The following is a 23,544-nucleotide window of genomic DNA, read 5'->3' as shown; positions in this document are numbered from 1 at the left end:
TTACCCTATTTTGCTTGACATGGCGAGACATGCAGGAGCGTTTTAGACATTGTCCCACCCACGGTAACGGCTGTTGGTGGCAATCGGGTCTTGTTTCTAGCCTACAGCGATCGCTCACCCCTTGAGCGAGGTGCAGCGGCTATAATTTGAGAATAATTCTCGCTCTTAACATCCTGCCTATGACGACTTCTTCCCTGCCTACAACTGCCAAAATGGAGGCAATGAAGCACGGCCTACCGGTAACTATCATTACAGGGTTTCTCGGTAGTGGTAAAACCACACTCCTCAATCATATTCTGACCAATCAACAGGGACTGAAGACCGCCGTCCTTGTCAATGAATTTGGGGAAATTGGTATTGATAATGAGCTATTGGTGACCAAGGATGAGGGCATGGTGGAGCTCACCAATGGCTGTATCTGCTGCACGATTAACAATGACTTGGTGAATGCAGTTTATCGGGTTCTCGAACGTCCTGACAAGGTGGACTATTTAGTCGTGGAAACAACGGGCTTGGCGGATCCACTGCCGGTGGCTCTGACCTTTTTGGGAACTGAGCTGCGGGATCTCACCCGTTTGGATTCAATTATTACGGTGGTGGATGCGGAGAACTTTAGTCTTGATCTTTTCAATAGCAGCGCTGCCCAAAGCCAAATTGCCTACGGTGACATTATTCTCCTCAACAAAGCAGATCTGGTGACTGAGGAACGCTTGCAGGAGTTAGAACGGCGAATTCACGAAATGCGGGAGGGAGCGCGGATCATTCGTACGGTGAAGGCGCAAGTGCCCCTGCCCTTGATTTTGAGTGTGGGGCTGTTTGAGAGCGATCGCTACTTCCAGCCTGAGGCAGCGCCCCAGCATTCAGAACACGACCATGAGCACCACCATCACGACCACGGTCACCACCATCATCATGAGTGTGATGACCATTGCGATCATGATCATCCTCACCCCCATCAGACCTCCAACCACCTTGAAGAGGATGGCTTTACCTCCGTTTCCTTCCAGAGCGATCGCCCCTTTGAACTGCGCAAATTCCAGTATTTTCTGGATCACCAGCTACCGGAATCCGTCTTTCGTGCCAAGGGCATCCTTTGGTTTAAGGAAAGTCCCCGCCGCCACGTCTTTCACCTCAGTGGTAAGCGCTTTAGCCTCGATGATGAGGAATGGAAAGGCGATCGCAAAAATCAACTGGTTCTCATTGGCCAAAATTTGGATCGTCCAACCCTGCTGACCCAGTTGGCCGCCTGTGTCACTGACGCATAACCCCCAATCATGGCCAAGCAACGGCGCAAAGAAAACCTTCCCAGCAAAATTTGTCTGGTCTGTGGCCGACCCTTCCAATGGCGCAAAAAATGGGCGAATTGCTGGGAGGAGGTGAGGTACTGTTCTGAGCGCTGTCGGCGGCGGCGCTCCCAAGCCCAAAGTTAATGTGCTTTTGCTGAATCAAAAGGAATGGTTCTATGAAAGTTGCCTATATTTTTGCCACTGACATGGCCAGCACCTTTAAGCTGGCAACGATGGTTTTACCGCAGCTGGAGCGGGGCGATCATGGCGCTGAAGTGGTGGGTATGATGTTTTTTGATGATAACCTCTTTTGTTTGCGTTTAGGGGATCCCGTTGGTGAGCGCTTAGCCCGCATTGCCAAGGAACAGGGGATTTTACTCATGGCCTGTGATCAGTGTGCGGTGCGCCGTGGTTTGGCTGAAGGAACATTTGACGAATGTGGCACCGGTTCTGTCAAAGCCAAGGGGATGGTTGAAGGGGTAGTATGTGGCTGCTTTCCGCAGTTTTATGCTAGCCTTGCAGACAGCGGACTCGATCAAGTCATTACCCTTTGAGTCTCTGCTGAGGAAGATGAGTCAACCGTCAGTTGTGTTTTCCAGCACCTTGGTCTGTCCCCATTGTCACACGGAGCAAGCGGAATGGATGCCCAGCGATGCCTGTGTCGTGTTCTGGGAGTGTCCCCAATGTCATGCCCACCTCAAACCCAAGGCGGGGGACTGTTGTGTCTTCTGTAGCTACGGCACGGTTCCTTGCCCATCGCGGCAGCTGGAACACACTGGCGATCGCTAGAATTGGGGGTTGCTATCCCCTGAGGAAACCGCTATCGTGGGGGCGCTTTTGCCTCCCGTGAGTAACCGTATGCAGGCAATCTACGACTGTATTGTGGTGGGTGGGGGTGCTGCTGGCGGGTCAGCCGCCTATCATCTCGCTTGCCGCGGACGTCAGGTTTTAGTTCTAGAAAAATTGGCCTTGCCCCGCTCAAAGCCCTGCACTGGAGGGGTTTCACCCGCCATTGCCCAGTGGTTTGATTTTGATTTTCAGCCCGCCATTGCCGATACCACCCGCACTGTGCGCTACAGTTGGCAGCTCAGTGATGCCATTGAAGCCGAGTTAAGCATTCCCGAACCCATCTGGATTGTTGATCGCACGGTGTTTGATCAGTACCTGTTGCAGCAGGCACAACAAAGGGGTGCGGTTGTTACAGATCAGACCGAGGTTACTGGGATTACGTTCCAAGCAGATCGCTGGCAGATCCACACGGCAACCACGACCTATGGTGGGCGGTATCTCATTGCTGCCGATGGTGCCAATAGTCAAGTGGCTCAGTGGCTGGGGTTTAAGCCCAAAGTGGTGCGCACGGCGGCGGTGATGACCATCCCCAATCTAGGGGGGGATCGCGCGGCGCATTTTGAATTTGGCCTCGTGAAAAATGGTTACCTCTGGAGTTTTCCGAAGGGGAACCAGCGAACCGTTGGGGTTGCCGTTGTGCGGGGCAGCGATCGCCCCAATTGGGAACCGATTTTGCAACAGTATTGCGCTGCCCATGGGCTGCAGTTGGCCGACGCTGCCATTCAATACCATCCCCTGCGGGTATGGGAGGGTCAGCAACCACTCCATACCCACCATGCCCTCCTTGCGGGTGAAGCCGCTGGTCTGGTAGATCCCTTTTCGGCTGAGGGAGTTCGTCCTGCTCTCTACAGTGGCATGCGGGCTGCTGAAGCCATTGACGCAGCTCTTGCTGGCGAAGTGGATGCCTTGGCCACCTACAGCAAAAGATTGCAGGAGGAATGGGGAGCGGATTTAGTGTGGGCGCAACGCCTCGCAGCACTCTTCCATCGCATGCCGAAGGTCGGCTACCACCTTGCCATGAAACGCCCCTCCGCTACCCAGCGGCTCGGTCAAGTCCTCTGTGGTGAGTTGCGCTATCGCGATATTGCTGGCCGTGCCATCCAACGGCTCAGCAGTTCCCTGATTCCCGGACGTTAGATCTCCACTTCAATGGCGGTGGGCTGATTGGGGGCGATCGCCAGCCCTTCGCGGACGCCGAGAATGCGAAAGACCTGAATTTTGCGCTCTTTGCCCTTGAGTTCCAACGGTCCCCATGCCTCGACCTCGTAGCGATCGCCGAGATACTCCAGCGTTTCCTGTGCCACTAAAATCCGACAGGGGCTAGGCTGGCGGTGCTTGTCCACACTCTCAAGGCGCGAGGCGGTATTCACACTGTCGCCAATCACACCGTACTCGAGGCGATTTTTACTACCGAGACTGCCGACCACAATCGGACCTGTGTAGATCCCCGCCCGCATCATCACCTGCGGTAGCCCTTGAGCCGCCCATTCACGATTCAGTTCCTCTAGCAGTTGTCCCAAGGCCAAGGCACAATCCACGGCATTGCGGGCATCAATGGCAATTCCTTCGCGGCTGGTTCGTTTAATGGGCACGCCAAACACGGCCATAATGCCGTCACCGGTGAACTTATTAATCACGCCGTGGTAGCTTTGGACCACATCCGCCACTTTTTCTAGATAGGCATTGAGCCAGTTAAAGAGTTCCTCCGGTTCCATACCTTCAGAAATGGTGCTAAACCCCTTCAAGTCAGTAAAAAGCAGTGTGGCAATCAGGCGTTGGCCGGGCAACTTACCATCCTTGAGGAGTTCATCCCGCCGTTCCCACATGGCAGCGGCAATTTCCGGCGAGATATTTTGGCCAAGGAGGCGCATCACCATTTGCCGTTGCTGTTGGGCTTGTTGTGCAGTGTAGGTGACGACTCCGCCACTGCCAAGGAGGAGGGTCAATGCTGGCGGTACAAGGGGCACCCAGCCCAGTTTCAAAAACAACCCATAACAGGCCAGCAGTAGGATGAGGAGAGCCGTGCCCACTGCCGTTGCTAGAGCCAAGGGATGCCGCACGCGCCAAGCAAGGATGGCACCAATCAATGCCCAAAGAACAATCCAAACGTTCTCCACACTGTTGGGCCAAAACCATATAACCGCGCGATCGCCCAAACCCGCATCAATGAATTGCCCCACCATTTGGGCGTGGATAAACACCCCTGCCATGCGCTGATTGTCCCGCAGGCCGGAACTAAAGGGGGTATAGAAAAAGTCTTTGCCACTTTCGGCAATGTTGCCAATGAGAACCACGCGATCGCGAATCAATGCAGGAGCAACCCGCCCATTGAGCACATCCTCCAAAGGTACCCAGGTTACTGCCCGCTGATCACCGCGATAGTTGAGCATAATTTGATAGCCCGCTGTATCGGCACCCACATAGCCACCATCATTGGGTTGCAGGGGCGTGAAAATACTTTGCCCCAACTGCATCACATTGGCATCCGCATTACTGCTGCGAGGCTCAATCCCCTCATCCGCCAGATACCGCAGCGCTAACCGTAATGAGAAGGAGTACAGCGTATTCCCCTGATCGTCCGGCAAAAAGAGTAAACTGCGACGGACAATGCCACCGGCATCAACCGTGACATCGTTAAATCCCACCTGATCGGCACTGAGGGCAGCCGGCGGACGAATGGTCGGGTGAGTGGCATCCCCTAGTTTCGTGACCGCAAAGAGGCGATCGGAACTTAACCAAAGGCGGTTTAATTCCTCATGTCCCGGCGGTACAGCAAAATCGCGGTAAATATCAAGACCAATGGCACGGGGCTGATGTTTGAGGAGTTGTTTTAGAGCTTGGGCATAGATCTGATCCGGCAGCGATAGGGAGCGGTAACGTTGAATATCGGCTTCGGTGACTGCCACCACCAATAGTCGCGGATCGGGGCCGGGCATAGGGCGCAATTGCATCAGGCGATCGTAGGCACCCAATTCCAGTGGTTGGAGCCAACCCATTTCGCGAATCCCAATCACCACCGTGCTGGCGATGGCACTGGCTACGACAATCAGGCCCAGATCAGCAAAGGTGCGGCGAAAGTGGGACAATAGGGGCAGCATAGCTTTGCAAGCAAGAGATTTTCTTCATCCTATCGCTATGAAAAATTACTTGGTAGCGACATTGGGCGATCGCCTCCAAGCCGAGGCCGTTTATACCCAGCTGGAAAAGGACGGCTTCCCCATGGCAAAGGTCGCCCTTTTGGGTCGAGGCTACAAACAGTGGTCAGAGTTGGGACTCACCGATCCCTTTCAAGTGGCACGCCAGCAAATGCAACGGATGTTGATCTGGCTTGTTCCCTTTGGCTTCTTTGCCGGTTTTACCTTTAACCAAGCGACTCAAATTGACATTCTGCCGATGCTGGATCGCCTCAACAATAGTCTTTTGGGGGGCATCTTTGGGGCGATCGCTGGCGCTCTCGGTAGTCTCACTGTAGGTGGTGGTCTGCAAGTGGTGATTACGGGTAAGTCGGGCATCCCCTTTGAAAAGCGATTGCAGCGGGGCAAATACCTGATCCTAATTCAAGGTAGCGACAGCGAGATTCGCCGCGCCGAACGTCTCCTCAAAGTACAACCCCTAGAAAACCTGCAAAGCTACACCCTCGACGAGTAGGGAATTGTTTTCTCAAAACGGGAAGCTCAAGTCTCCCCCCTGATGTGGTATATTAAAAAATCGCGATGAAAGGGTCGGTGCCCGAGTGGTTAATGGGGGCGGACTGTAAATCCGTTGGCTACGCCTACGCTGGTTCGAATCCAGCCCGGCCCATAGAGATAAAAAAGCATGAGTGAACCTGTAACGCGATCGGAATTGAGTCAAGTATTGGATGCCATCCAAGGGATGCAGGCCAGTCTTCAGGCTATAGAGAAAAAGCTAGATATTCACATTGCCACCAGTGGCGAGAGATTCCAACGACTTGAGGACAAAATTGATGCCGTCGAGGCGAAGCTAGAGCAGCGTATCAATGCTGTTGAGGCCAAACTGGAGCAGCGTATCAATGCCGTTGAGGCCAAGCTAGAGCAGCGTATCAATGCCGTTGAGGCCAAGCTGGAACAGCGCATCAATGCCGTTGAGGCGCAATTGTCGCAGCGTATTAGTGCCGTAGAGACACAATTGGGGCAGCGCATTGACACAGTAGAGACCACATTGCAGCAAATTGTCAAACGGCAGGATGGAACCGATGCTCGTTTGTGGGGATTCTTGGTGACGCTGCTAGTGCTGGCTGCTGGCTTAATCACTAAGCTGCTGTTCTTTGACACGCCACGCCTTTGATGAAGTTTTGCGAATCCAGCCCAGCCCATCAAAGTAAATAGGCAATTCCCCAAGCGAGAGCGAGAATGCCTAGCCAAGGGTGCCACATCTGTCGTAGGGGCGATCGCGCAATCTTTTGACTGAGGAGCAAACTGGCAAGGGTACTGACGACAAGTGTGGTCGTTTGCAGGAACCCGATCACTGCTGGATGGGCTTGCCAACTGGGCAAACTCGTGCCATCGAGGCCAAAGGTTGCAAAGGTTACGGGCAACAACTGACCCGCCTCCCCTAGACCAAGGGGCAAATAATAGGCCAAATTGGCACCCAGCACCAAAGGCAGATACCCGTAGGCCAAGCGCACAAAGGGAACCGAGCCTTGTCGGTGTATCTGATGCCAACCCCATGCCAAGAGTCCCGGCAGAGCTAGCGCCACCACCGCAATCATCGCCTGCAGGCCCAAATTGGCCTCTGCAAGTCCCAGCCATGCCAGAAGCAGCGGTAAACGGTGCAATACCACCGCCCCCAAGAGCAAAAACAGCAGGCAAACTTCAGCCGCCGTGGCTTCATGACTAGTCCAGAGATCAATAGCCGGCGGACGCAGATTCACTTCCACCGAGCGATGCGGGCAAGCCTTGAGACAGGTCATACACAAAACGCAATTGCGGTTATCCGTTAGTTGAGCCGGATGGGAATAGACGGGACAGCCCCCCGTTTCTTGACCTTCCCCAAGGGCGGGCCCCCCTTTGTAGCATTGGTAGGTCTGGCAACTGGCAGCGCACACCCCCTGCTGTGCCCGCAATTCAAGAATGGAGAGTTTGCCAAAGAGGCCATTCATGCCACCAATGGGGCAGAGATAGCGACACCAAAAGCGACGTTCATAGAGCTGAGAAAAAATCACGGCTCCCGCTGTAATCAAGATCAGTAGCCAACTGGAGAGATAGGCCGTATTGGGTAAATCCCACAATTCTTCCCACAGGAGAATCACGGCAAAGAGACCAAAGAGCACCCAGCCCCCCCAGCGTTCCGCCAGTTGACGCGGCCAAGGGCGCAGCTTGCGCGGCCAAATCTTGAGGGATAGCCTTTGCAGGACTTCGCCGTAGATCATAAAGGGGCAGACCGCACACCAAATGCGCCCCAAGAAGGGAAAGATCAGCAATGAGACCGGCCACCACCACGCCCAGAAGAGGTTCAGGGTAAAGTTGTCTGGGCGATCTTGGGGTCCCCAGAGGCCAATGGCGACAATCAGCGGAAAAAGCCAAAGGGTCAGGCCATAGTTGAGGCGATCGGGCCACCACAGACTGCGTAGAAAAGCACGCAATTGGGGATAGGCATTAAGTAGGTTCCAACGAAATCGCCGTTGGCGCGATCGCTCCGGCCAAAAGACTTCTTCAGTGAGTAACTCCGCCCCGTCTGCTTGCACAAGGGCACGCTCCACCAGACTCGCCAACTCCCGCAAATTGCCGGGAAAATCATAACTTTGCAGCCGGCGTAGGGCTTCGGGGGTAATCTGAGGCTTAGGAATGCCCCGTTGCCGGCAGTAGAGGGCAATATAGTAATTCACCAAGGCTTCAATATCTGCTTTTGTCACCCGCAGTGGGGGTACTTTAATTTGGTGGTGCACCAGATTTTGGTAACCGCAGCCTTTCTTTTCGGCAATCAAGATCAATCGCCCCGGAAAGCGGCGGGAGGGTACGGGGGGGTCGGCGACGGGTTCATAGGTCTGTTCGGCCACAAGGCGGCGCAGTTGCGGATAGAGGTGGACAGGCCATTCATGGACATTGTTGAGGATCAGGGTGCCCTCTGCGACCCAGTCAAGCAGACCCGGTTTCTTGGCTTTGCCAAAGAGTTCTGCCCCATTGGCGGATAGGGTACCACAGTTAAAACGAATCAGGGGTTGACGGCGATCGCGCGAGCCATAATGGATTAGCGCAGCAATATTGTCCTTTTCCAGACCCGGTTCACCAAAAATCAATACCGGCTGGCGATCCCTCGCGGCCTCTTTAATCCCTTGGCGTAAGCGCACGGCATAGCGACTACTCCCCACAATTCCCTGTTTTACGCGCGGTACAAGATAGGGGCGCAAGACTGCCTGCCGCTCCTGCTCGTGGGCAAGATCACTGAGGGTACTTTGCAACTGCTGCGACACCTGTTGGCGGAGTTCGGGAAATTGATCAGCCAATGTGGCAAACACCTCGCGGGGCAATGTCCACAATTCACAGTCCGTGAGGGTAATCACTGTTTGCGGTGCCCGTTGCTCCAGTACCAGTTCTGGCCAGTGCAAAACCGTTCCCGGTGGCAGGGTCGTTATAGTGGCGGGGCGATCGCGGGTGGTGTGGTAGGCTTCCAGCTCTCCTGATCGCAGGATCATCAGATGAGTAACGGGTGTGTCTTCAAGGACAATGCGACGATTGGCCGCAATGGATTCTGTGCGCAGGGCGGCAGCGATCGCCTCTAATGCTGCCAAAGAAAGCGATCTAAGAGGAGTATGGGTTTGCAGCCAACTCAGGCGATCGGTCATCGAGGGCACCCCCCAACAAAATTAGTGATGAGGAAACACCTCACTACCTATGGCTCAGTTCCTTTACCAAACTACGCTAGGATTGTAAAGGTTTCTTACGCTCCTCAACGCTCTATTACAAAACCCGCAGGAAGTCGCTATGAGTCTGCCGATTCGTAATGTTGCCATTATCGCCCACGTTGACCACGGCAAAACCACTCTGGTGGATGCCCTACTGCGTCAGTCGGGTACCTTTCGTGAAGGAGAAGACATTCCTGAGTGCGTCATGGACTCCAATGATCTGGAGCGCGAGCGTGGCATTACGATTCTGGCCAAGAATACAGCGGTTCGCTACAAAGACTTGACGATTAACATTGTGGATACCCCCGGCCACGCCGATTTTGGCGGTGAAGTGGAGCGCGTCCTTGGCATGGTGGAGGGTTGTCTGCTGATTGTCGATGCCAACGAAGGGCCAATGCCCCAAACCCGCTTTGTCCTGAAAAAAGCCCTGGAAAAAGGTCTGCGCCCCATTGTGGTTGTGAATAAAATTGACCGGCCGCAGGCAGAACCCTACAAAGCCATTGATAAGGTGTTGGACTTATTTATTGAGCTGGGGGCGGATGATGATCAGTGCGAGTTTCCCTATCTTTTTGCTTCGGGCTTGGCGGGCTACGCAAAAACAGATCTAGACGAAGAGGGCAAGGATATGCAGCCCCTCTTTGAGGCCATTGTCCGCCATATTCCACCGCCCGTGGGCAATCCCGATGCGCCGCTGCAACTGCAGGTGACCACCTTGGATTACTCGGAGTACCTAGGGCGAATTGTCATTGGCAAAATTCACAACGGCACCGTGCAGGTGGGACAGCAGGCGGCCTTGGTCAAGGATAACGGCCAAATTGTCAAGGCAAAGATGACCAAACTCTTGGGCTTTGAGGGACTGAAGCGGATTGAATTGGACATGGCCAGTGCCGGCAATATTGTGGCGATCGCGGGCTTTAGTGATGCCAACATTGGCGAAACCATCACCGACCCCAACAACCCCCAAGCCCTACCCCTGATCAAAGTGGATGAACCGACCCTGCAAATGACCTTTGCGGTCAATGACTCCCCCTTTGCCGGTCAGGAGGGAACCTTTGTGACCTCGCGGCAATTGCGCGATCGCCTGTTTCGGGAACTGGAAACCAACGTGGCACTGCGGGTCGAAGAAACCGACTCCCCCGATCGCTTTGCCGTTTCTGGTCGGGGTGAATTGCACCTTGGCATTCTCATTGAAACGATGCGCCGCGAAGGCTATGAATTCCAAGTGTCCCAGCCACAGGTGATCTATCGTGAAGTCAATGGTCAGCCCTGCGAACCCTACGAATGCTTAGTGCTCGACGTTCCCGATGAAGCCGTTGGCGGCTGTATTGAGCGCCTCGGCCAGCGACGCGGTGAAATGCAGGATATGCAGGTGGGGGGCAATGGTCGGACGCAACTGGAGTTTGTGATTCCGGCGCGGGGTCTCATTGGTTTCCGGGGCGAATTTATGCGCCTAACGCGCGGCGAAGGGATTATGAACCACAGCTTTTTGGACTATCGTCCCTTGGCAGGCGAGATCAGCACCCGTCGCAATGGCGTCTTAATTGCCTTTGAGGAGGGCACGGCCACCTTCTATGCCCTGAAAAACGCCGAAGATCGTGGTGTCTTTTTCATTACCCCCGGCACCAAAGTCTATAAGGGTATGATTGTCGGTGAGCATAACCGTCCCCAAGACCTCGAAATCAACGTCTGCAAAGCCAAACAACTCACCAACTTCCGCTCCTCAACGGGGGATGAACTAGTGCAACTGCAAGCACCTGTGGAAATGAGCCTAGAGCGGGCACTGGAGTACATTGGCCCCGATGAACTGGTGGAGGTAACGCCCCAATCCATCCGACTGCGCAAAATGAGCAAGAAGCTGGCACGCCGCTAATGCTGACGAATGCCTTTTTTGCCCTCTCGCTGTTTCCCTATTTGGGGTTCTTGTACTTCATGACCCGCAACCCCAACACCCCCCGTTTAGCCCTCATTGGCTTCTATGGGACACTGGTGTTTGTTGCTGTCACCATTCCAGCGGGACTCTATGCCCAGCAGGTCTATGACACAACCTTGGCCAATGTGGATGGGTTGCACGGGGGGGCAGAATTTTTTCTAACCTTGGCCAATATCCTGATTGCCTTGGGCTTTCGCCGCGCCCTCAGGGAATCCTCCTAAGCGCCTATTGCCAGCGGCATAACCAAAGAAAGCGCAGCCAACTACGCAGGAGTGCCAAACCCGCTAGTGCTGCTACTGTAAAAAGAGCGATCGCCCCCCCCAAAGCTTTGGCTGACCACAACATCGCCCCCGCCAAAAGGGTAAAACCAGCCAATCCCAAATAGACTAAACAAATTAACAAACTCTCAATGCGCCGCAGTTGCCGCTCCATGGTGGGATTGCGCACCGACAGTTGCAGTTCGCCACAAGCCAAGCGATCCTCTAACTGTTGCAGCCGCACTTCAACCCGACTGGGCTGCTGTAATCGCTGGTTGATTAGGGTTTGGGTTTGGTGAATCAGTTCTCGCCAGCCCCCCCGCGAGTGACGCATGAATTCCTTGACAAAGGGTTGGGCCGCCGCACTCAGGTTGTACTCAGGGTCTAAACTGCGGGCAATCCCATCGAGGGTTGTGAGGGACTTGAGAATATAGGTCATCTTTGCGGGTAGGCGAAAGGGTTGCTGCTCAAAAAGGGCATACACATCCTGTTGCAACTCCCGAAAGGCGGTTAAATCCACAGGCCGTTCGGTAAATCGATCTAAAATCAATTGCATAATCCGTTGTAGGGGGACTCTATCGGTAACAGGCATCAATAGCCCCAGTTCAATCAAGGCAGCAATCACGCGATCGCTATCCTTTTGCAGCACCGCAAAAAATGTTTGTACCATCTGCTGCTGATTCAGGGCTGGCACTTCTGTCATCATGCCGTAGTCATAGAAGATCAGATCGCCTTCCTTGGTCACGGCCAAGTTCCCCGGATGCGGATCGGCATGGAAAAAGCCATCAATCAATAATTGCTTGAGATAGCAACAAATTCCCCGCTGGTTAATCATCTGGGGATTCAAGCCAAAGGCTTCGATGGCGGCGCGATTGTCAATGCGAATGCCGGGGAGATACTCCATCGTCAGGACATAGCGGCAAGTATGCGTCCAATAGACCTTGGGGACGCGAATATGGGGGTCTTGGGCAAAGTTGGCCCGAAAGCGATCGGCATTTTGCCCCTCTTGAACGTAATCAATTTCCCGCAGCAGAATACTAAAAAACTCCTCATAGATCTCGTGGAGGGCATAGGGACGGAGAAAGGGCAGCCAGCGATCGCCCCAGCGAATGAGTTCACCAATGGCCAGATAGTCCAGATACAATTTCGCCTCTAGATGGGGGCGTTGTACCTTGACAACAACCTGTTCACCACTGTGGAGTGTGGCGCGATGGACTTGACCAAGACTGGCGGCTGCAAGGGGTTTGGGATCAAAGGTGGCGTAGAGATCGGCAAGGGGTTGCCCCAAGTGCTGCTCAATCAGGGCGATCGCCTGTCGCGAGTCAAAGGCAGGCACCTGGTCCTGTAGCTTTCTTAGCGCTTCAATGTATGCCGAGGGCAAAAGATCAAAACGAGTGGAGAGAAACTGACCAATTTTAATAAAGGTCGGCCCCAAGACCAATAATTGCTGTACGAGCCAACGCGCACGTTGAGATTGGGCGCGATCGCTCCGCCGCCGCCAAGCATAATCCCACAGCAGTTGACTCCCAAAGCGCCCCAACACCCCCACAATTTGGCTCACACGGCGAAACAGGAGCCAGCAACTCGGACGATAGGTAGAGGCAGTAACCAGCATTCAGCAGCAATCACAAAAAGTGCCCAACCTCAACAATACTCCCTTTGTCACGGGCATTCAGACTTGCTCGCCCCGATTCTCTTCTGCCGTGTCTATGATGAGAACTAGAGTCCTGATCGGAATTTGCTATGGCGACAACACGTCAATTTAGTAGCTTCAGCGATCTCCTAGCCACCACAGACAAACCCCTCTTGGTTGACTTTTATGCCGACTGGTGTGGTCCTTGCCGCATGATGGCACCCATTTTAGAGCAGGTCAAGCAAGTTTTGAAATCGGCTGTTGAGGTCGTCAAAATTGACTCCGAGCGCTATCCCCAACTGTCAAGTCAATACCACGTTCAAGCCCTGCCAACCTTGATTCTTTTCCACCGAGGCCGTGAGGTTCAGCGCTGGGAAGGAGTTCAGCCGCCAGAAGTTCTCATTGACGCCATTCGCCGCCTGTAAAATTCTTCAAAAGAAAGGTATTTGAGGAATCAATCAGGATTGGCCAATATCAGCTATTGGACATTGCTCGTACCACCGTTGGCGGGGGGCGTCATCGGCTACTTTACGAATGATTTAGCCATTACCATGCTCTTTCGCCCCTACAAGCCTATTTATGTCGGCGGCAAGCCACTCCCCTTTACCCCCGGTCTGATTCCCCGCAATCAGGAGCGGCTGGCTCGTCGCATTGCTGATGCCATTCTGGGTTCTCTCCTGACGCCAGAGGAGCTGCAAAACTTAGCGCGGCGTCTGTTGCAAGTGGAACGAGTGAAGGCGGTCATCCATTGGCTCCTCCAGACAAGTCTGAGCCAAATTCAGGCTCAAAGTGAACAGCGATCGGCTCAAGTTTTGGCCAATATTCTACGGGATTTTTTTGGCAGTGCCCTACCCCGTTTGATTAAAGTGTGGTCGCGGCGGGAAGATTTTCTGGAACCACAACTGAATCAACTCTTTGATCAGGTATTAGTGGAGCTGCAACTGAGTGATGAGCAGGCGGAAAAACTGGCAGATTGGCTGCTGTCGGTCATGTTGCCCCCCGATCGCCTGCGACTGGCGATTATTGACTTTCTCACCGATCGCACGATTAATGTCCTCGATCAAGAACTACGGCAAAACACCAGTGGCACCTACTGGGTGGTGGCTAATCTGGTGGGGGTGCGCAATACGTTAATTCGCCTGCGGGAGTATTGTCTCAATGAACGCGAAGCTTGTAACCGCCGCCTTGGAGAATTAATCACGGCATTGGCACTGCGGCAACGCTTGGTGGAAGCGCTGCAAAATATCACCCTACAAAGTTTGCCCCTCGGTACGGTGCGGGAGCTACGGCAACTGTTTCGGCAGACAGTGCGCAGCTATATCCAGGAGCAGGGCTTTAGTGTCGTTGAAACGCTCAGTCAAACGGTGGAGTGGGAAACGATTTCCCTGAGTATTTTGCGGCGACTGCGGGATTCAGCCAGTCTGGGTGCCTCGCTGGAAGTGGTCAGCGATGAATTGGCTCTAGTGCTCGATCGCTATCTGGAACGGGATATGGAACTGATTATTGAGCGGGCGATTCCGATTTTGGATTTGGATCGGGTGATTGTGGAGCGGGTCAAGGCCACCTCGCCAGAAAATCTGGAACTAGCCATTCAGGGCATTGTTCGCAGTGAGTTGCAAGCCATTGTCCGCTTGGGGGGCATTCTTGGCTTTTTGATTGGGGTGGCACAGGCCGGCTTTTTGTACTGGCAAAGTCTGCAAGCCCCCTAAACAGGAACTTTGATCTCAGATTCACCCGCCAACTGGCGCAGGTTTTGGCAGCGAATGAGTTCTGTGACCGTGAGGACAGGACGCCGCTCTAACTCTGCCACCTGAGAAATCCCTGCAAGGAGAGCCTTGGCAGCCTCTTGTTCACTGTAGCCGCGCCGTTGAGCCAATTGCAGGGCTTGGCGATCGGCCGCTACTTCCACGGGAATGCCCCGCGTATTTTGCCACACTTGAAGGCCAGCAAAGGTGGTTAGCCCCCCGGCTACCAAAATGCCGACAGGATCTGCTTGGACAACTTGTAAGACTGTACCCAGCAAGCCTGCCACCGTGAGTCCTTGGTAGAGGTCAAGTTTGATCAAACCCGTGGTGTTAAACCACGCCACTGCCCGCAGCAATAAAAGATCGCGCTCTGGGGTATCGAGATGCTGCCACAGGCGAAAGTTAATTTCAATCGGGCGATCGCCCCAAGGAAGAGCGGGCTGATAGCGCAACACTTTGCTTTGTTGTGGTCGAGAAACCAACTTACAGCGCATCCGTGCCGACGCCGGCATCAGATCAAGCAAGCGCGGAATCTCAGCCTCTGGGGTCATAGGGAAACTCATACACTCATTGCTCTGCCTTTAGTCTGCCATTACCATCCCTTTTCTGCAATCTTTTAAATTCCTTAGAATGAGGGAGCAAGTGTTTTTTGTGCCCGAATCAAAATGGTGATGACATCGGCTTTTGCCCCCGCAGAACAATCGCTGGTCGCTTCTGGCCAAGAATTGCCCGCCGTGGATGTGGCGATTGTCGGTGCGGGGATTGTGGGTCTGAGTTTGGCCTGCGCCCTACGCCATAGTGGCCTAGCGATCGCCCTCATCGAAGCAACACCCTACGCGCGGGAAAACACCAAAGGCCAAGCCTATGCTCTGCACCAAGTGTCCCGCTACTTCTTTGAGGGGATAGGGGTGTGGGATCAGCTGATGCCCCATGTGCAGCCCTTTGAGGTGGTGCAACTCTCCGATGGCCATTGCCCCTTGACCGTTCGCTTTTCCCCCGCCGATTTGGGCACAGAAGCCATTGGTTATGTGGCTGAGCACGCCGCGATCGCCGAGACCCTTCAGAGTGTTCTACAGTCTGTTGGTAATGTGACGTTCTATTGTCCGTGGCGGGTGGTGGCCAATGAAGTGAAGGGCGATCGCGCTCAGTTGACGCTCATTTCTGGTGACCCGGCCGCACCCAAGGTGGCTCACTTGGCAGCGCGTTTAGTGGTGGCAGCAGATGGTGGCAAGTCTCCCCTGCGGCAGCAGATGGGCATTGAACCCAAGGGATGGCAATATGGTCAGTCCTGTGTGGTTGCTACCCTCGAGGTTGCCCATCCCCAACCCGTGATCGCCTATGAACGCTTTTGGCCAACAGGCCCCATGGGGGTGCTCCCCCTAGCGGGGAATCGCTATCGAGTGGTTTGGACACTGCCCCACCCAGAGGCACAAGCCGTTGCTGCCCTCGACGATCGCGCCTTTCTAGCGAAACTTCAGCCCTATCTTGACCCGCAGATGGCGCAGATTACGGGGGTGAGCGATCGCTTTATTTTCCCCACCCAACTGATGCAGGTCAGTTCCTATGTGGCCGATCGCTTTGTGGTTATTGGCGATGCCGCCCATCGCTGTCATCCGGTGGGAGGGCAAGGGCTAAATTTAGGCCTGCGGGATGTGTGGGCACTGGCGCAACAAATTCTTGCTACACCTTGTGAGAGACTGGGCGATCGCCCGTCCTTGATCCAATTTCACCGTCAACGCTGGTGGCAAAATGCCCTAACCCTTGGATTTACCGACCTACTCAATCGGCTTTTTTCCAATGCGTGGTGGCCTTTGGTGGGGGTGCGCCGCTGGGGCTTGTGGCTGTTGCGAACTGTTGCCCCCTTCAAACGTCTGGTGCTGCGGTTTATGGCCGGTCTCCTGCTACCCCTACCGAGCGATCGTCAATTCCCCAGAGGGCGTTAAAACTTTCTGCGCAATTATCTCCAGCGCCGTCATTCTGTAGGATTAATTTGACAGAGAAACGAACCACTTGGGAGAAATAGATGGCTGCTACGGATGATCTAGAGAAAATTCGCCGCCAGTTTGACTATGGCCCCTATCCCCGTGTTGCCATTGACAAAACTCCCAAGGATGAGCCGAATGTTCTCTTTGTCCACGATTTGGTGACCGCCTTTTATGTGCGGGATCATCGGGTGCCAGAGACCAAGGGCAAGCGGATTCTCGATGCCGGGTGTGGCACTGGCTATAAGTCCTTAGTGCTGGCGATCGCCAACCCCGGCGCGGAAATTGTCGGTATTGACCTGTCCCCTGAGTCTGTGAAGTTAGCGGCAGAGCGACTCAAGTTCCATCACTTTGACAACGTTTACTTTGAGGCGCGTTCGATTTTGGATTTACCCAGTTGGGGCGAGCAGTTTGACTACATCAATTGCGATGAGGTATTGTATCTGCTGCCCGATCCTGTCGCAGGCCTCAATGCCCTCAAAAGTGTCCTTAAGCCCGATGGTATCTTGCGCGCCAATCTCCACAGTGCGCTGCAACGCTTCCCCTACTTTCGTGCCCAAAACCTCTTTAAGCTGATGGGCTTGATGGACGACAATCCCGAAGAAATGGAAATGGACATTGTCCGCGAGATCATGAAAGAACTCAAGGATGGTGTCGATCTGAAGGTTCGCGCTTGGAACCCGCACTATGAGAAGGAGGAGAGTAATGAGACCCTCTTGGCGAATCATTTACTGGTGGGCGATAAGGGCAGCACGATTCCCCAACTCTTTCAATACCTAGAAGCAGCGGGTCTGGAATTCATTTCCATGGTTAACTGGCGCCACTGGAATCTGGTGGATCTCTTCAAAGACCCAGAGAACCTGCCCACCTTTTTAGCGCTGAGCTTGCCCGATGTGCCCCAGGCAGTGCAATTGGAGATGTATGAACTTTTGCATCCCGTGCATCGCCTCTTGGATTTTTGGTGTACTCCGCAACCCCGTGCCGCGGTACCCGACTTAGGGGAATGGTCTGAGGAGCAGTGGGATCAAAGTACGATTTATCTGCATCCGCAACTGCGCACTGAGGCAATCAAGGAAAAATGGCTAGGGTATCTCAATGACCGCATGATTGTAGACTTGGGCACATTTATGTCCTTTTCTAGTCCCACGTCGGTCTATGTGGATCCGCTGGGATTGGCAACACTGCTGCCCTTGTTTGATCAGCCCCTTCCCTTTCCAGAGCTGTGCGATCGCTATCAACGCTTGGCTCCCCTCGACCCCCTCACCCTAGAACCCATTGAACCAAGGGTGGCACGGCAACAACTGCAAGCCCTTTTGACCCGCTTGGAATTGAGTTTATTTGTTCTGGTTAGTTTACCCTAAACCCATCCAGCCAAGAACTTGGGCAAGCGCCAGTCCCAAATAGCTGGCGATCGCATAGCCAAGCAGTCCCAAGGTAATCCCGACCCCCATTAACTGGGGTTGATGCCGACCCGTGGCTTGGGCAACGGCTGTGGTTGGTCCGCCAACAGTTGCCTGGGAGGCAAGGGCAAGCAGTTCCACATCCAACTTCAGGAGTGCCCCAAGGCCGAAGGTGACAAGACCGTGGGTAAACACAATCATGGTGGTAAAGAGAATCATTTCCAGTCCCACTGGAATGAGCGAGGGCACATGGGTACCGGCACCAATCACCGTAAAAAAAAGATTCAGGCCAAACATTCCCAAAGCGCCCGTGCCCCGCAGGTAGCGCATCCATTTGAATTGCGCCAGCGCCAAGCTGAGGGTGGTGAGCCAGACAACAGTGGGAATTAGCGGCCAAAACTGATGCAGCGCCGTTGACAAGACCAAGATAGCTATGGCCAAGCTGAGGAGAATGGCCAAATCCACAGGAGCGATCGCTGAGGTCGTCGGTAGCGGCATCACTCTAACAGTTGCCTCTGCATCCCGTGGAGGATAAAAACGGGCTAATAGCGAGGGTAGAGTAAGGGTTATCGCCAGCCAAACTGCCGTGAGCAGGTTATCCGCCGTCGTGGCCGCACTAAAGAGCAAATCCGAAAGGTTGAGGGCACGCCCAACCCCCACAAAGTTAATGCTGCCGCCAATATAACTAGCCGCCAAACTGCCCGCCAAGCGGCGGGTATCCCCCAAAAACCAACGATGGAACAGCACACCTGCAAGGAGAGCGCCCACCAAGGTTCCACAACTGGCAAGGCCAAAGGCCAACAGCGCCGATCGCCCCAAGCGCCGCACATCCTGTAAATTCACCAGCAGTAGTAGCCAGACGATCGCCAACGAGGTGATGGTGCCGTAGATCGTGTCATAGACCGGCGATTGTTGGGGAATAAGACCCAAATTTGCACAAATGGCAGCCAGAATCAAAACAATCAGCGCAGACCCCAAGCGTGCTGCCCAGGGAAAACGCTGCTCTAGCCATAGCCCCAGCGCCGTCAGCGTCGATAGGATGCCCCAAAGGATCAAGTCATCCATGGGGGGTCAACTCCGCTAGCTGCTGTCCCAACCGTGTCGGCTGCTCATAGACCCGCCGCAGGGTATTCACATCCCGCTGTGAAATGGGGGGCGGATCCGCCACTTGGGCAAAATAGAGGGCATCAGTGGGTAGGGGGCTATGTCCCCAAATGCCGAGGGCATGACCCAGTTCGTGGCGCAGCGCTGCAAGGACAAACTTGGCAGCTTGAGTCGGACGCACCACGACACGGCAGCGATGACGCAGCACCCCTTGGCTATCCACAAAGAGTTCGTAGCTGGTTTCAGCAAAGCGGGCGCGGCGGTTATTTTGATCCGTGGGTCGCTGCGAGAGCAAGCGAATATTCGCCGCTAGGCTGGCATCCACAATTTTTAGGGGCAAATAGGCGGACCACTCCTTTACGGCCTGTTCTGCCGCTGCTTGCCACACATGGTTCGGATCCCACGGCGGCGGTTCAATGGCAACGGTGACCGGGAACTCTGTCCACAGTAGATAGCCCACTTCCACCGCTTGGACTTCATCAAAATAGTCCTCACCTTTCCTAGGAATCTCAGCTAGGGAGGGGGGCAACGGATAATGCACTGCTGCTGGCAGTTGGATATTCTGGCGCGTCAGGTTTGCGGTGCCTGCCAAGGACTCCCAATTCCCTTGGGTACCGCCCAGCATCAATCCTAGGGCAACCATGCACACCAAGAACCACCAGCGACGCTTCATCCTTGCTCCTCAACAGGTCTGTACAAAGGGCCAGCCCGGAAATCGCCAGAGAATAAGGGGAATTGCCACCGTCCAGAAAAAGGCATTGAGCAAGGCAATTTGACCCGCCAGATTCATCGGCAGATGCAACCATCCCTGCAACACCCAGCGATCCAAGGGCAAGACCAAGAGCCACATAAAACAAATGACGGCCATTCCGCCCCAAAAGATTGGCCAGCGGGCGTTGCTATTGAAGCCCTCAAAAAAGGTTTGACCCACCAGTTCTTCGAGAATGGCGACGGGGGCAGAGCGGTATTGCCCACCTGTGACTTGGGTAGCGGCGGCCAGTTGCGGAGCATGATCACCGACAACAATGGCGTTGATTTTGACTCGTTGTTGGCGGGCATTGGCCACCACGCCTGCATCTACTGGGGCTTCCCCATCGGTAATGAGGAGCAGTTGTCGGCAGCGATTCGAGATCTGTTGCAGTTGTTGGGTGGCCATGGCGATCGCCCCCGAAAGATTGGTGGCACTGGGATCCACTTGGGCAAGCAAGTCACTGCGATTGAGGGCTTGATCCAATTGGGTGAGGAGCAGATCACTATTGGTCTCAAACCGCGGCGTCAGGAACACCACATTGCGGCCAAAGCCGTGGATCATGACTTCGTTGGGGTTGGTGAGTTCCCGTTGGTTGCGTTGCAAGTAGAGCTTGGCAGCGAGCACCTGCTGCGCCATTACAGTTTGGGGTTGATTAAATTGCAACGGATTATTGCCAAACGTACTGCCGCTGAGATCAAGGGAGAGGACAACGGCGACACTAGGGCGTCCCCAATTCAACAGTGAGAAGAGCAGCGCCAGCAGGACACAGCCTATGAAAAGAATGAGGGGAATCTGAAAAAGAGGGTAATACCACAGTTGTCGCCGACGGGTCATAACTCACCTAAGGCAAGGTACCGCTAAAGACTGCGAGGGCAGGCCCGGTCATATACAAATGTTGGCTAGGCAAATCCCAGCGAATATGGAGATCTCCCCCCGGCAGTTCAACCGTGGCTTGGGCTTGATCGCCCACAGGACTCAGGCGATGGGTCAAGACGGCAGCGACGAGAGTGGCACAGGCTCCCGTTCCACAGGCAAGGGTCATGCCCGCTCCCCGTTCCCAGACGCGCATCCGCAGGCGATCGCTCCCTAGGACTTGGACAAACTCAGTATTGGTACGCTGGGGAAAAACGGGGTGATGTTCAAACTGTGGGCCAAGGGTTGCCAGATCAACCGCAGCAACATCCTCGACAAACGTGACACAGTGGGGATTTCCCATACTCACACACGTCACCAACCACGGGCGATCGCCCACCATTAGGGGCACATCAATCACCTTTTGATCTGCGGCTGCCAAGGTGGTGGGAATCTGCTGCGCCAAGAGTTGGGGTTTGCCCATATCCACCGTTACCTGACCATCCGCTTGTACCTCTGGCACAATGAGACCAGCAAGGGTGTCAATGCGGTAGCGCACGATTTCGCCGGCGGAGCGACCCTCAAGGGCAAAAATAAACTTGGCCAAACAGCGAATGCCATTACCGCACATTTCGGCCACTGAGCCATCGGCATTGTACATCCGCATGCGGTAGTCGGTATCCCCCGTGCCTGTCAGCAAAAAAATGACGCCATCGGCGCCCACGCCAAAGTGGCGATCGCACCAGTGTTGCGCTTGTTCTGGGGTTAAGAGCAGCTCTTCCTGATGGCGGTTGTCAATGAGGAGGAAGTCGTTTCCTAACCCTTGATACTTCTGAAAAGATACGCTCATAGAATTAAAAAGGTACGAGAGGGGAAACCAATGACCGACGAATTCAATACGGCACTGCCCAGCATTCGCCAGTTGCAGACCTTCATTAAAGATAGCACCGAGGTTGAAGTCAAGCTCAGCACCAGTGATCTCGTGGTTGGTAAGGTGCGCTGGCAGGATATGAATTGCCTCTGCGTTGTCGATCACTATGATCAACCCACCATTATTTGGAAACAGGCCATTGTCTTTATTAAACCCAAGCTAGCCTAGGGGCCACAGTGGCAGCGCCACAGCCAAGGCCTCTTGATAGATGGCCTGCCAAGGTTGCTGATGCTGACGGGCAAGGGCGGCACAGTCTTCGTATTCGGGCTGGACATTGAGCCGCTGTCCTTGGTGTTCGGCTACTTTCACCCGTACTTCACCAAATGATGTTGTGATGGTTTTGATTTGGCGTTCAAGGATATAGCGCTCCTGTACCTGCCGCCGCAGCCCCAGCGTCGTTGTTTCGCGAAAGAGGGTCTGGACACAGGCGGCCTCTGCACTGGGGGGACACAACACCGTGAGCAACACCCCCAAGCGTGACTTTTTCATCGTAATGGGTTGGTAAAAGACCTCAATCGCACCAGCAGCATAAAGTTGTTCAAGAGTATAGCTGAGGGCTTGGGGTGTCATGTCATCCAGTTGGGTTTGCAGTTCGACAATGGTTTTTGCCGTAGTTGTTTCTGCTGAGTTCGACAGGGTTCCCAACCAGAGACGCAAGAGATTCGGTAGGGGCAACTCTTGACTCCCAGCGCCTAAGCCCACCCGTTTCAATGTCATCGCTGGCGGTGCCCCAAAGCCCTCACTCAGGGCACAAACCAAGGCAGCTCCCGTAGGCGTGACCAGTTCTTTTGCAATGCCGTTGCTATAGAGGGGCACTTGGTAGGTTTGGCACAGTTGTAAGACCGCAGGAACAGGGACTGGTAGTTGACCATGGGCCGCTTTGACCGTTCCGCCCCCAGTGGGTAGCGCCGAGCAGTAAATGTGACTAACATCGAGGTAATCCAACCCCAAGCAGGTGCCAACAATATCCACGAGGGCATCTACTGCTCCCACTTCATGGAAATGTACTTTTTGTGGCTCAATGCCATGCACGGCGCCCTCAGCAATGGCCAAGGCTTCAAAAACCTTGAGGCTCCAGTCACGGGCGCGATCGCTGAGGTGGGCGGCACGGATTTGCTCTGCAATGTCTGGCCAATGGCGATGGTGATGGGAGTGGCGATCGCGCCGATGCACCTGTGCTTTTAATCCCCGCTGTCCCTTGCGCTGCACCGTTTCTGTGGTCAACTCAAACTCATCGGCAATCCCGAGCTTTGCCAATTCGCTTTGGAGGTAGTCGAGGGGAACCCCCAGATCAAGGAGGGCACCCAGACACATATCCCCTGCCACCCCAGCAGGGCAGTCAAAATAGGCAACCGTCATAGCAAACTCACAGGTGCAGCGGCACTAAGGACTATGATACCGGGTTTATAGTGAGCGAAACTGCGAGCAGACTTACCCTACCGCTGAGGTTTCTGTGGCGATCAACAGCTCATCAACTATAACCGACGGTTGCCACTGGTAGCGCCTCAAGTTAATGCGATCGCCCGCCTCAAAAATAATCCCCTCTGCCTCTAGGCGCCAGCGCTGTAACTCATCCGTCCCTTGGCGTTGGGGCGCGTAGGAGATTTTGCCTTGGGCATTAACCACCCGATGCCATGGAATGTCAGAATTCGGTGCCACTTGATAAAGGGCATAGCCCACATAGCGTGCATGACGCGGCCAACCACACAGGGCGGCAATTTGGCCATAGGTGGCCACACGTCCTACGGGGATTTGCTTCACTAACCAATAAATTTTTTGTTGAAATGTCAGTGCCTGCATCTCTGTCTTCATAAGATTTCACATTTTAAGGCACATTCAACTCCTCTAAATCCGTATTCCTACGGAGGAAAGCATCAAAATGAACCCCCTAGATTAAACATTAAGGGTGGTAACAGGATTACTAAATTCAATTAAGAACACCTGCCCCCGAAAAGATAGATC

Annotated in this window: 24 protein-coding genes and 1 tRNA gene; 15 read left to right on the top strand and 10 right to left on the bottom strand. The window is 54.2% G+C overall.

The window, feature by feature from the left end; all coding sequences use genetic code 11:
* Window positions 1-179 precede the first annotated feature (179 nt).
* Genes RHJ31_RS07015 through RHJ31_RS06995 form a run of 5 tightly spaced genes read left to right on the top strand, consistent with a single transcriptional unit; the run spans window position 180 to window position 3,272 of the window.
* Complete coding sequence (locus RHJ31_RS07015) at window positions 180-1,265, top strand: GTP-binding protein (protein WP_302676096.1); 1,086 nt, start codon at window positions 180-182, stop codon at window positions 1,263-1,265.
* A gap of 9 nt (window positions 1,266-1,274) precedes the next feature.
* Window positions 1,275-1,430, top strand: coding sequence for a DUF2256 domain-containing protein (locus RHJ31_RS07010; RefSeq protein WP_302676095.1), 156 nt, complete (start codon window positions 1,275-1,277; stop codon window positions 1,428-1,430).
* Window positions 1,431-1,462: 32 nt separating this feature from the next.
* Window positions 1,463-1,840 carry a SaoD/DsrE family protein gene (locus RHJ31_RS07005; protein WP_302676094.1) on the top strand — a complete coding sequence of 126 codons (378 nt, stop codon included), beginning with the start codon at window positions 1,463-1,465 and terminating at the stop codon, window positions 1,838-1,840.
* 16 nt (window positions 1,841-1,856) lie between these two features.
* Complete coding sequence (locus RHJ31_RS07000; RefSeq protein ID WP_206199861.1) at window positions 1,857-2,075, top strand: GDCCVxC domain-containing (seleno)protein; 219 nt, start codon at window positions 1,857-1,859, stop codon at window positions 2,073-2,075.
* A gap of 36 nt (window positions 2,076-2,111) precedes the next feature.
* Window positions 2,112-3,272, top strand: coding sequence for a geranylgeranyl reductase family protein (locus tag RHJ31_RS06995; protein WP_310445763.1), 1,161 nt, complete (start codon window positions 2,112-2,114; stop codon window positions 3,270-3,272).
* On the opposite strand, the gene RHJ31_RS06990 is transcribed toward RHJ31_RS06995, so the two are convergent.
* Window positions 3,269-5,233, bottom strand: a complete 1,965-nt coding sequence (locus tag RHJ31_RS06990) for an adenylate/guanylate cyclase domain-containing protein (protein WP_302676093.1) — start codon at window positions 5,231-5,233, stop codon at window positions 3,269-3,271. The two genes, RHJ31_RS06995 and RHJ31_RS06990, sit on opposite strands and share 4 nt — an antisense overlap.
* 37 nt (window positions 5,234-5,270) lie before the next feature.
* On the opposite strand from RHJ31_RS06990, the gene RHJ31_RS06985 reads away from it, so the two are divergent.
* The 3 genes from RHJ31_RS06985 (at window position 5,271) to RHJ31_RS06975 (ending at window position 6,440) form a co-directional block, all read left to right on the top strand.
* Window positions 5,271-5,783, top strand: a complete 513-nt coding sequence (locus RHJ31_RS06985) for a hypothetical protein (RefSeq protein ID WP_206199863.1) — start codon at window positions 5,271-5,273, stop codon at window positions 5,781-5,783.
* 71 nt (window positions 5,784-5,854) lie between these two features.
* Window positions 5,855-5,936: transfer RNA gene (locus RHJ31_RS06980), tRNA-Tyr, on the top strand.
* Window positions 5,937-5,951: 15 nt separating this feature from the next.
* On the top strand, window positions 5,952-6,440 hold the full coding sequence (locus RHJ31_RS06975) for a hypothetical protein (RefSeq protein WP_302676092.1): 489 nt from the start codon (window positions 5,952-5,954) through the stop codon (window positions 6,438-6,440).
* 28 nt (window positions 6,441-6,468) lie between these two features.
* On the opposite strand, the gene RHJ31_RS06970 is transcribed toward RHJ31_RS06975, so the two are convergent.
* Complete coding sequence (locus RHJ31_RS06970) at window positions 6,469-8,937, bottom strand: cyclic nucleotide-binding domain-containing protein (RefSeq protein ID WP_302676091.1); 2,469 nt, start codon at window positions 8,935-8,937, stop codon at window positions 6,469-6,471.
* A gap of 139 nt (window positions 8,938-9,076) precedes the next feature.
* Between RHJ31_RS06970 and typA the strand changes: the two genes are divergently transcribed.
* Together typA and RHJ31_RS06960 are read left to right on the top strand one after the other, a co-directional pair.
* On the top strand, window positions 9,077-10,867 hold the full coding sequence (gene typA, locus RHJ31_RS06965; protein ID WP_302676090.1) for a translational GTPase TypA: 1,791 nt from the start codon (window positions 9,077-9,079) through the stop codon (window positions 10,865-10,867).
* The gene (locus RHJ31_RS06960; protein WP_302676089.1) at window positions 10,867-11,148 is read left to right on the top strand and encodes a DUF3593 domain-containing protein; all 282 of its coding nucleotides are present in this window, start codon (window positions 10,867-10,869) and stop codon (window positions 11,146-11,148) included. The genes typA and RHJ31_RS06960 overlap by 1 nt, the downstream gene beginning before the upstream one ends.
* Window positions 11,149-11,152: 4 nt before the next feature.
* Here RHJ31_RS06960 and RHJ31_RS06955 read toward each other — a convergent pair whose 3' ends face one another.
* Entirely contained in the window at window positions 11,153-12,799 is a 1,647-nt protein-coding gene (locus RHJ31_RS06955) for an AarF/ABC1/UbiB kinase family protein (protein ID WP_302676088.1), read from the bottom strand.
* Window positions 12,800-12,927: 128 nt separating this feature from the next.
* Here RHJ31_RS06955 and trxA point away from each other — a divergent pair, with 128 nt between their 5' ends.
* The gene (gene trxA, locus RHJ31_RS06950; protein WP_302676087.1) at window positions 12,928-13,242 is read left to right on the top strand and encodes a thioredoxin; all 315 of its coding nucleotides are present in this window, start codon (window positions 12,928-12,930) and stop codon (window positions 13,240-13,242) included.
* Between the two features lie 126 nt (window positions 13,243-13,368).
* The gene (locus RHJ31_RS06945) at window positions 13,369-14,526 is read left to right on the top strand and encodes a DUF445 domain-containing protein (protein ID WP_302677799.1); all 1,158 of its coding nucleotides are present in this window, start codon (window positions 13,369-13,371) and stop codon (window positions 14,524-14,526) included.
* Here the strand turns inward: RHJ31_RS06945 and RHJ31_RS06940 are convergent.
* The gene (locus RHJ31_RS06940) at window positions 14,523-15,113 is read right to left on the bottom strand and encodes a DUF3318 domain-containing protein (RefSeq protein WP_302676086.1); all 591 of its coding nucleotides are present in this window, start codon (window positions 15,111-15,113) and stop codon (window positions 14,523-14,525) included. The two genes, RHJ31_RS06945 and RHJ31_RS06940, sit on opposite strands and share 4 nt — an antisense overlap.
* A gap of 114 nt (window positions 15,114-15,227) precedes the next feature.
* Between RHJ31_RS06940 and RHJ31_RS06935 the strand changes: the two genes are divergently transcribed.
* Together RHJ31_RS06935 and RHJ31_RS06930 are read left to right on the top strand one after the other, a co-directional pair.
* Complete coding sequence (locus RHJ31_RS06935) at window positions 15,228-16,505, top strand: FAD-dependent hydroxylase (protein WP_310445858.1); 1,278 nt, start codon at window positions 15,228-15,230, stop codon at window positions 16,503-16,505.
* Window positions 16,506-16,585: 80 nt separating this feature from the next.
* Complete coding sequence (locus RHJ31_RS06930) at window positions 16,586-17,905, top strand: class I SAM-dependent methyltransferase (RefSeq protein ID WP_302676084.1); 1,320 nt, start codon at window positions 16,586-16,588, stop codon at window positions 17,903-17,905.
* On the opposite strand, the gene RHJ31_RS06925 is transcribed toward RHJ31_RS06930, so the two are convergent.
* Genes RHJ31_RS06925 through dapF form a run of 4 tightly spaced genes read right to left on the bottom strand, consistent with a single transcriptional unit; the run spans window position 17,897 to window position 21,501 of the window.
* Window positions 17,897-19,009: a DUF819 domain-containing protein gene (locus RHJ31_RS06925; protein WP_302676083.1), complete on the bottom strand. Its 1,113-nt coding sequence runs from the start codon at window positions 19,007-19,009 to the stop codon at window positions 17,897-17,899. The genes RHJ31_RS06930 and RHJ31_RS06925 overlap by 9 nt on opposite strands.
* The gene (locus RHJ31_RS06920) at window positions 19,002-19,721 is read right to left on the bottom strand and encodes a peptidase (protein WP_302676082.1); all 720 of its coding nucleotides are present in this window, start codon (window positions 19,719-19,721) and stop codon (window positions 19,002-19,004) included. Before RHJ31_RS06920 ends, RHJ31_RS06925 begins: the two co-directional genes overlap by 8 nt.
* A 9-nt stretch (window positions 19,722-19,730) precedes the next feature.
* Window positions 19,731-20,633: a VWA domain-containing protein gene (locus RHJ31_RS06915; RefSeq protein ID WP_206199873.1), complete on the bottom strand. Its 903-nt coding sequence runs from the start codon at window positions 20,631-20,633 to the stop codon at window positions 19,731-19,733.
* A gap of 7 nt (window positions 20,634-20,640) precedes the next feature.
* Window positions 20,641-21,501 carry a diaminopimelate epimerase gene (gene dapF, locus RHJ31_RS06910; protein ID WP_302676081.1) on the bottom strand — a complete coding sequence of 287 codons (861 nt, stop codon included), beginning with the start codon at window positions 21,499-21,501 and terminating at the stop codon, window positions 20,641-20,643.
* 30 nt (window positions 21,502-21,531) lie between these two features.
* On the opposite strand from dapF, the gene RHJ31_RS06905 reads away from it, so the two are divergent.
* Complete coding sequence (locus RHJ31_RS06905) at window positions 21,532-21,750, top strand: Hfq-related RNA-binding protein (protein ID WP_149818719.1); 219 nt, start codon at window positions 21,532-21,534, stop codon at window positions 21,748-21,750.
* On the opposite strand, the gene larC is transcribed toward RHJ31_RS06905, so the two are convergent.
* Together larC and RHJ31_RS06895 are read right to left on the bottom strand one after the other, a co-directional pair.
* On the bottom strand, window positions 21,742-22,941 hold the full coding sequence (larC, locus tag RHJ31_RS06900) for a nickel pincer cofactor biosynthesis protein LarC (protein ID WP_302676080.1): 1,200 nt from the start codon (window positions 22,939-22,941) through the stop codon (window positions 21,742-21,744). The two genes, RHJ31_RS06905 and larC, sit on opposite strands and share 9 nt — an antisense overlap.
* Before the next feature lie 72 nt (window positions 22,942-23,013).
* Entirely contained in the window at window positions 23,014-23,394 is a 381-nt protein-coding gene (locus tag RHJ31_RS06895) for a methylated-DNA--[protein]-cysteine S-methyltransferase (RefSeq protein ID WP_310445762.1), read from the bottom strand.
* Window positions 23,395-23,544 lie beyond the last annotated feature (150 nt).

It is taken from the genome of Thermosynechococcus sp. JY1331 (genome assembly GCF_031583475.1).
Taxonomy (GTDB): Bacteria; Cyanobacteriota; Cyanobacteriia; order Thermosynechococcales; family Thermosynechococcaceae; genus Thermosynechococcus.
Note: the sequence above shows the minus strand (reverse complement) of the source record. Positions and strands in the feature narration are given on the sequence as shown.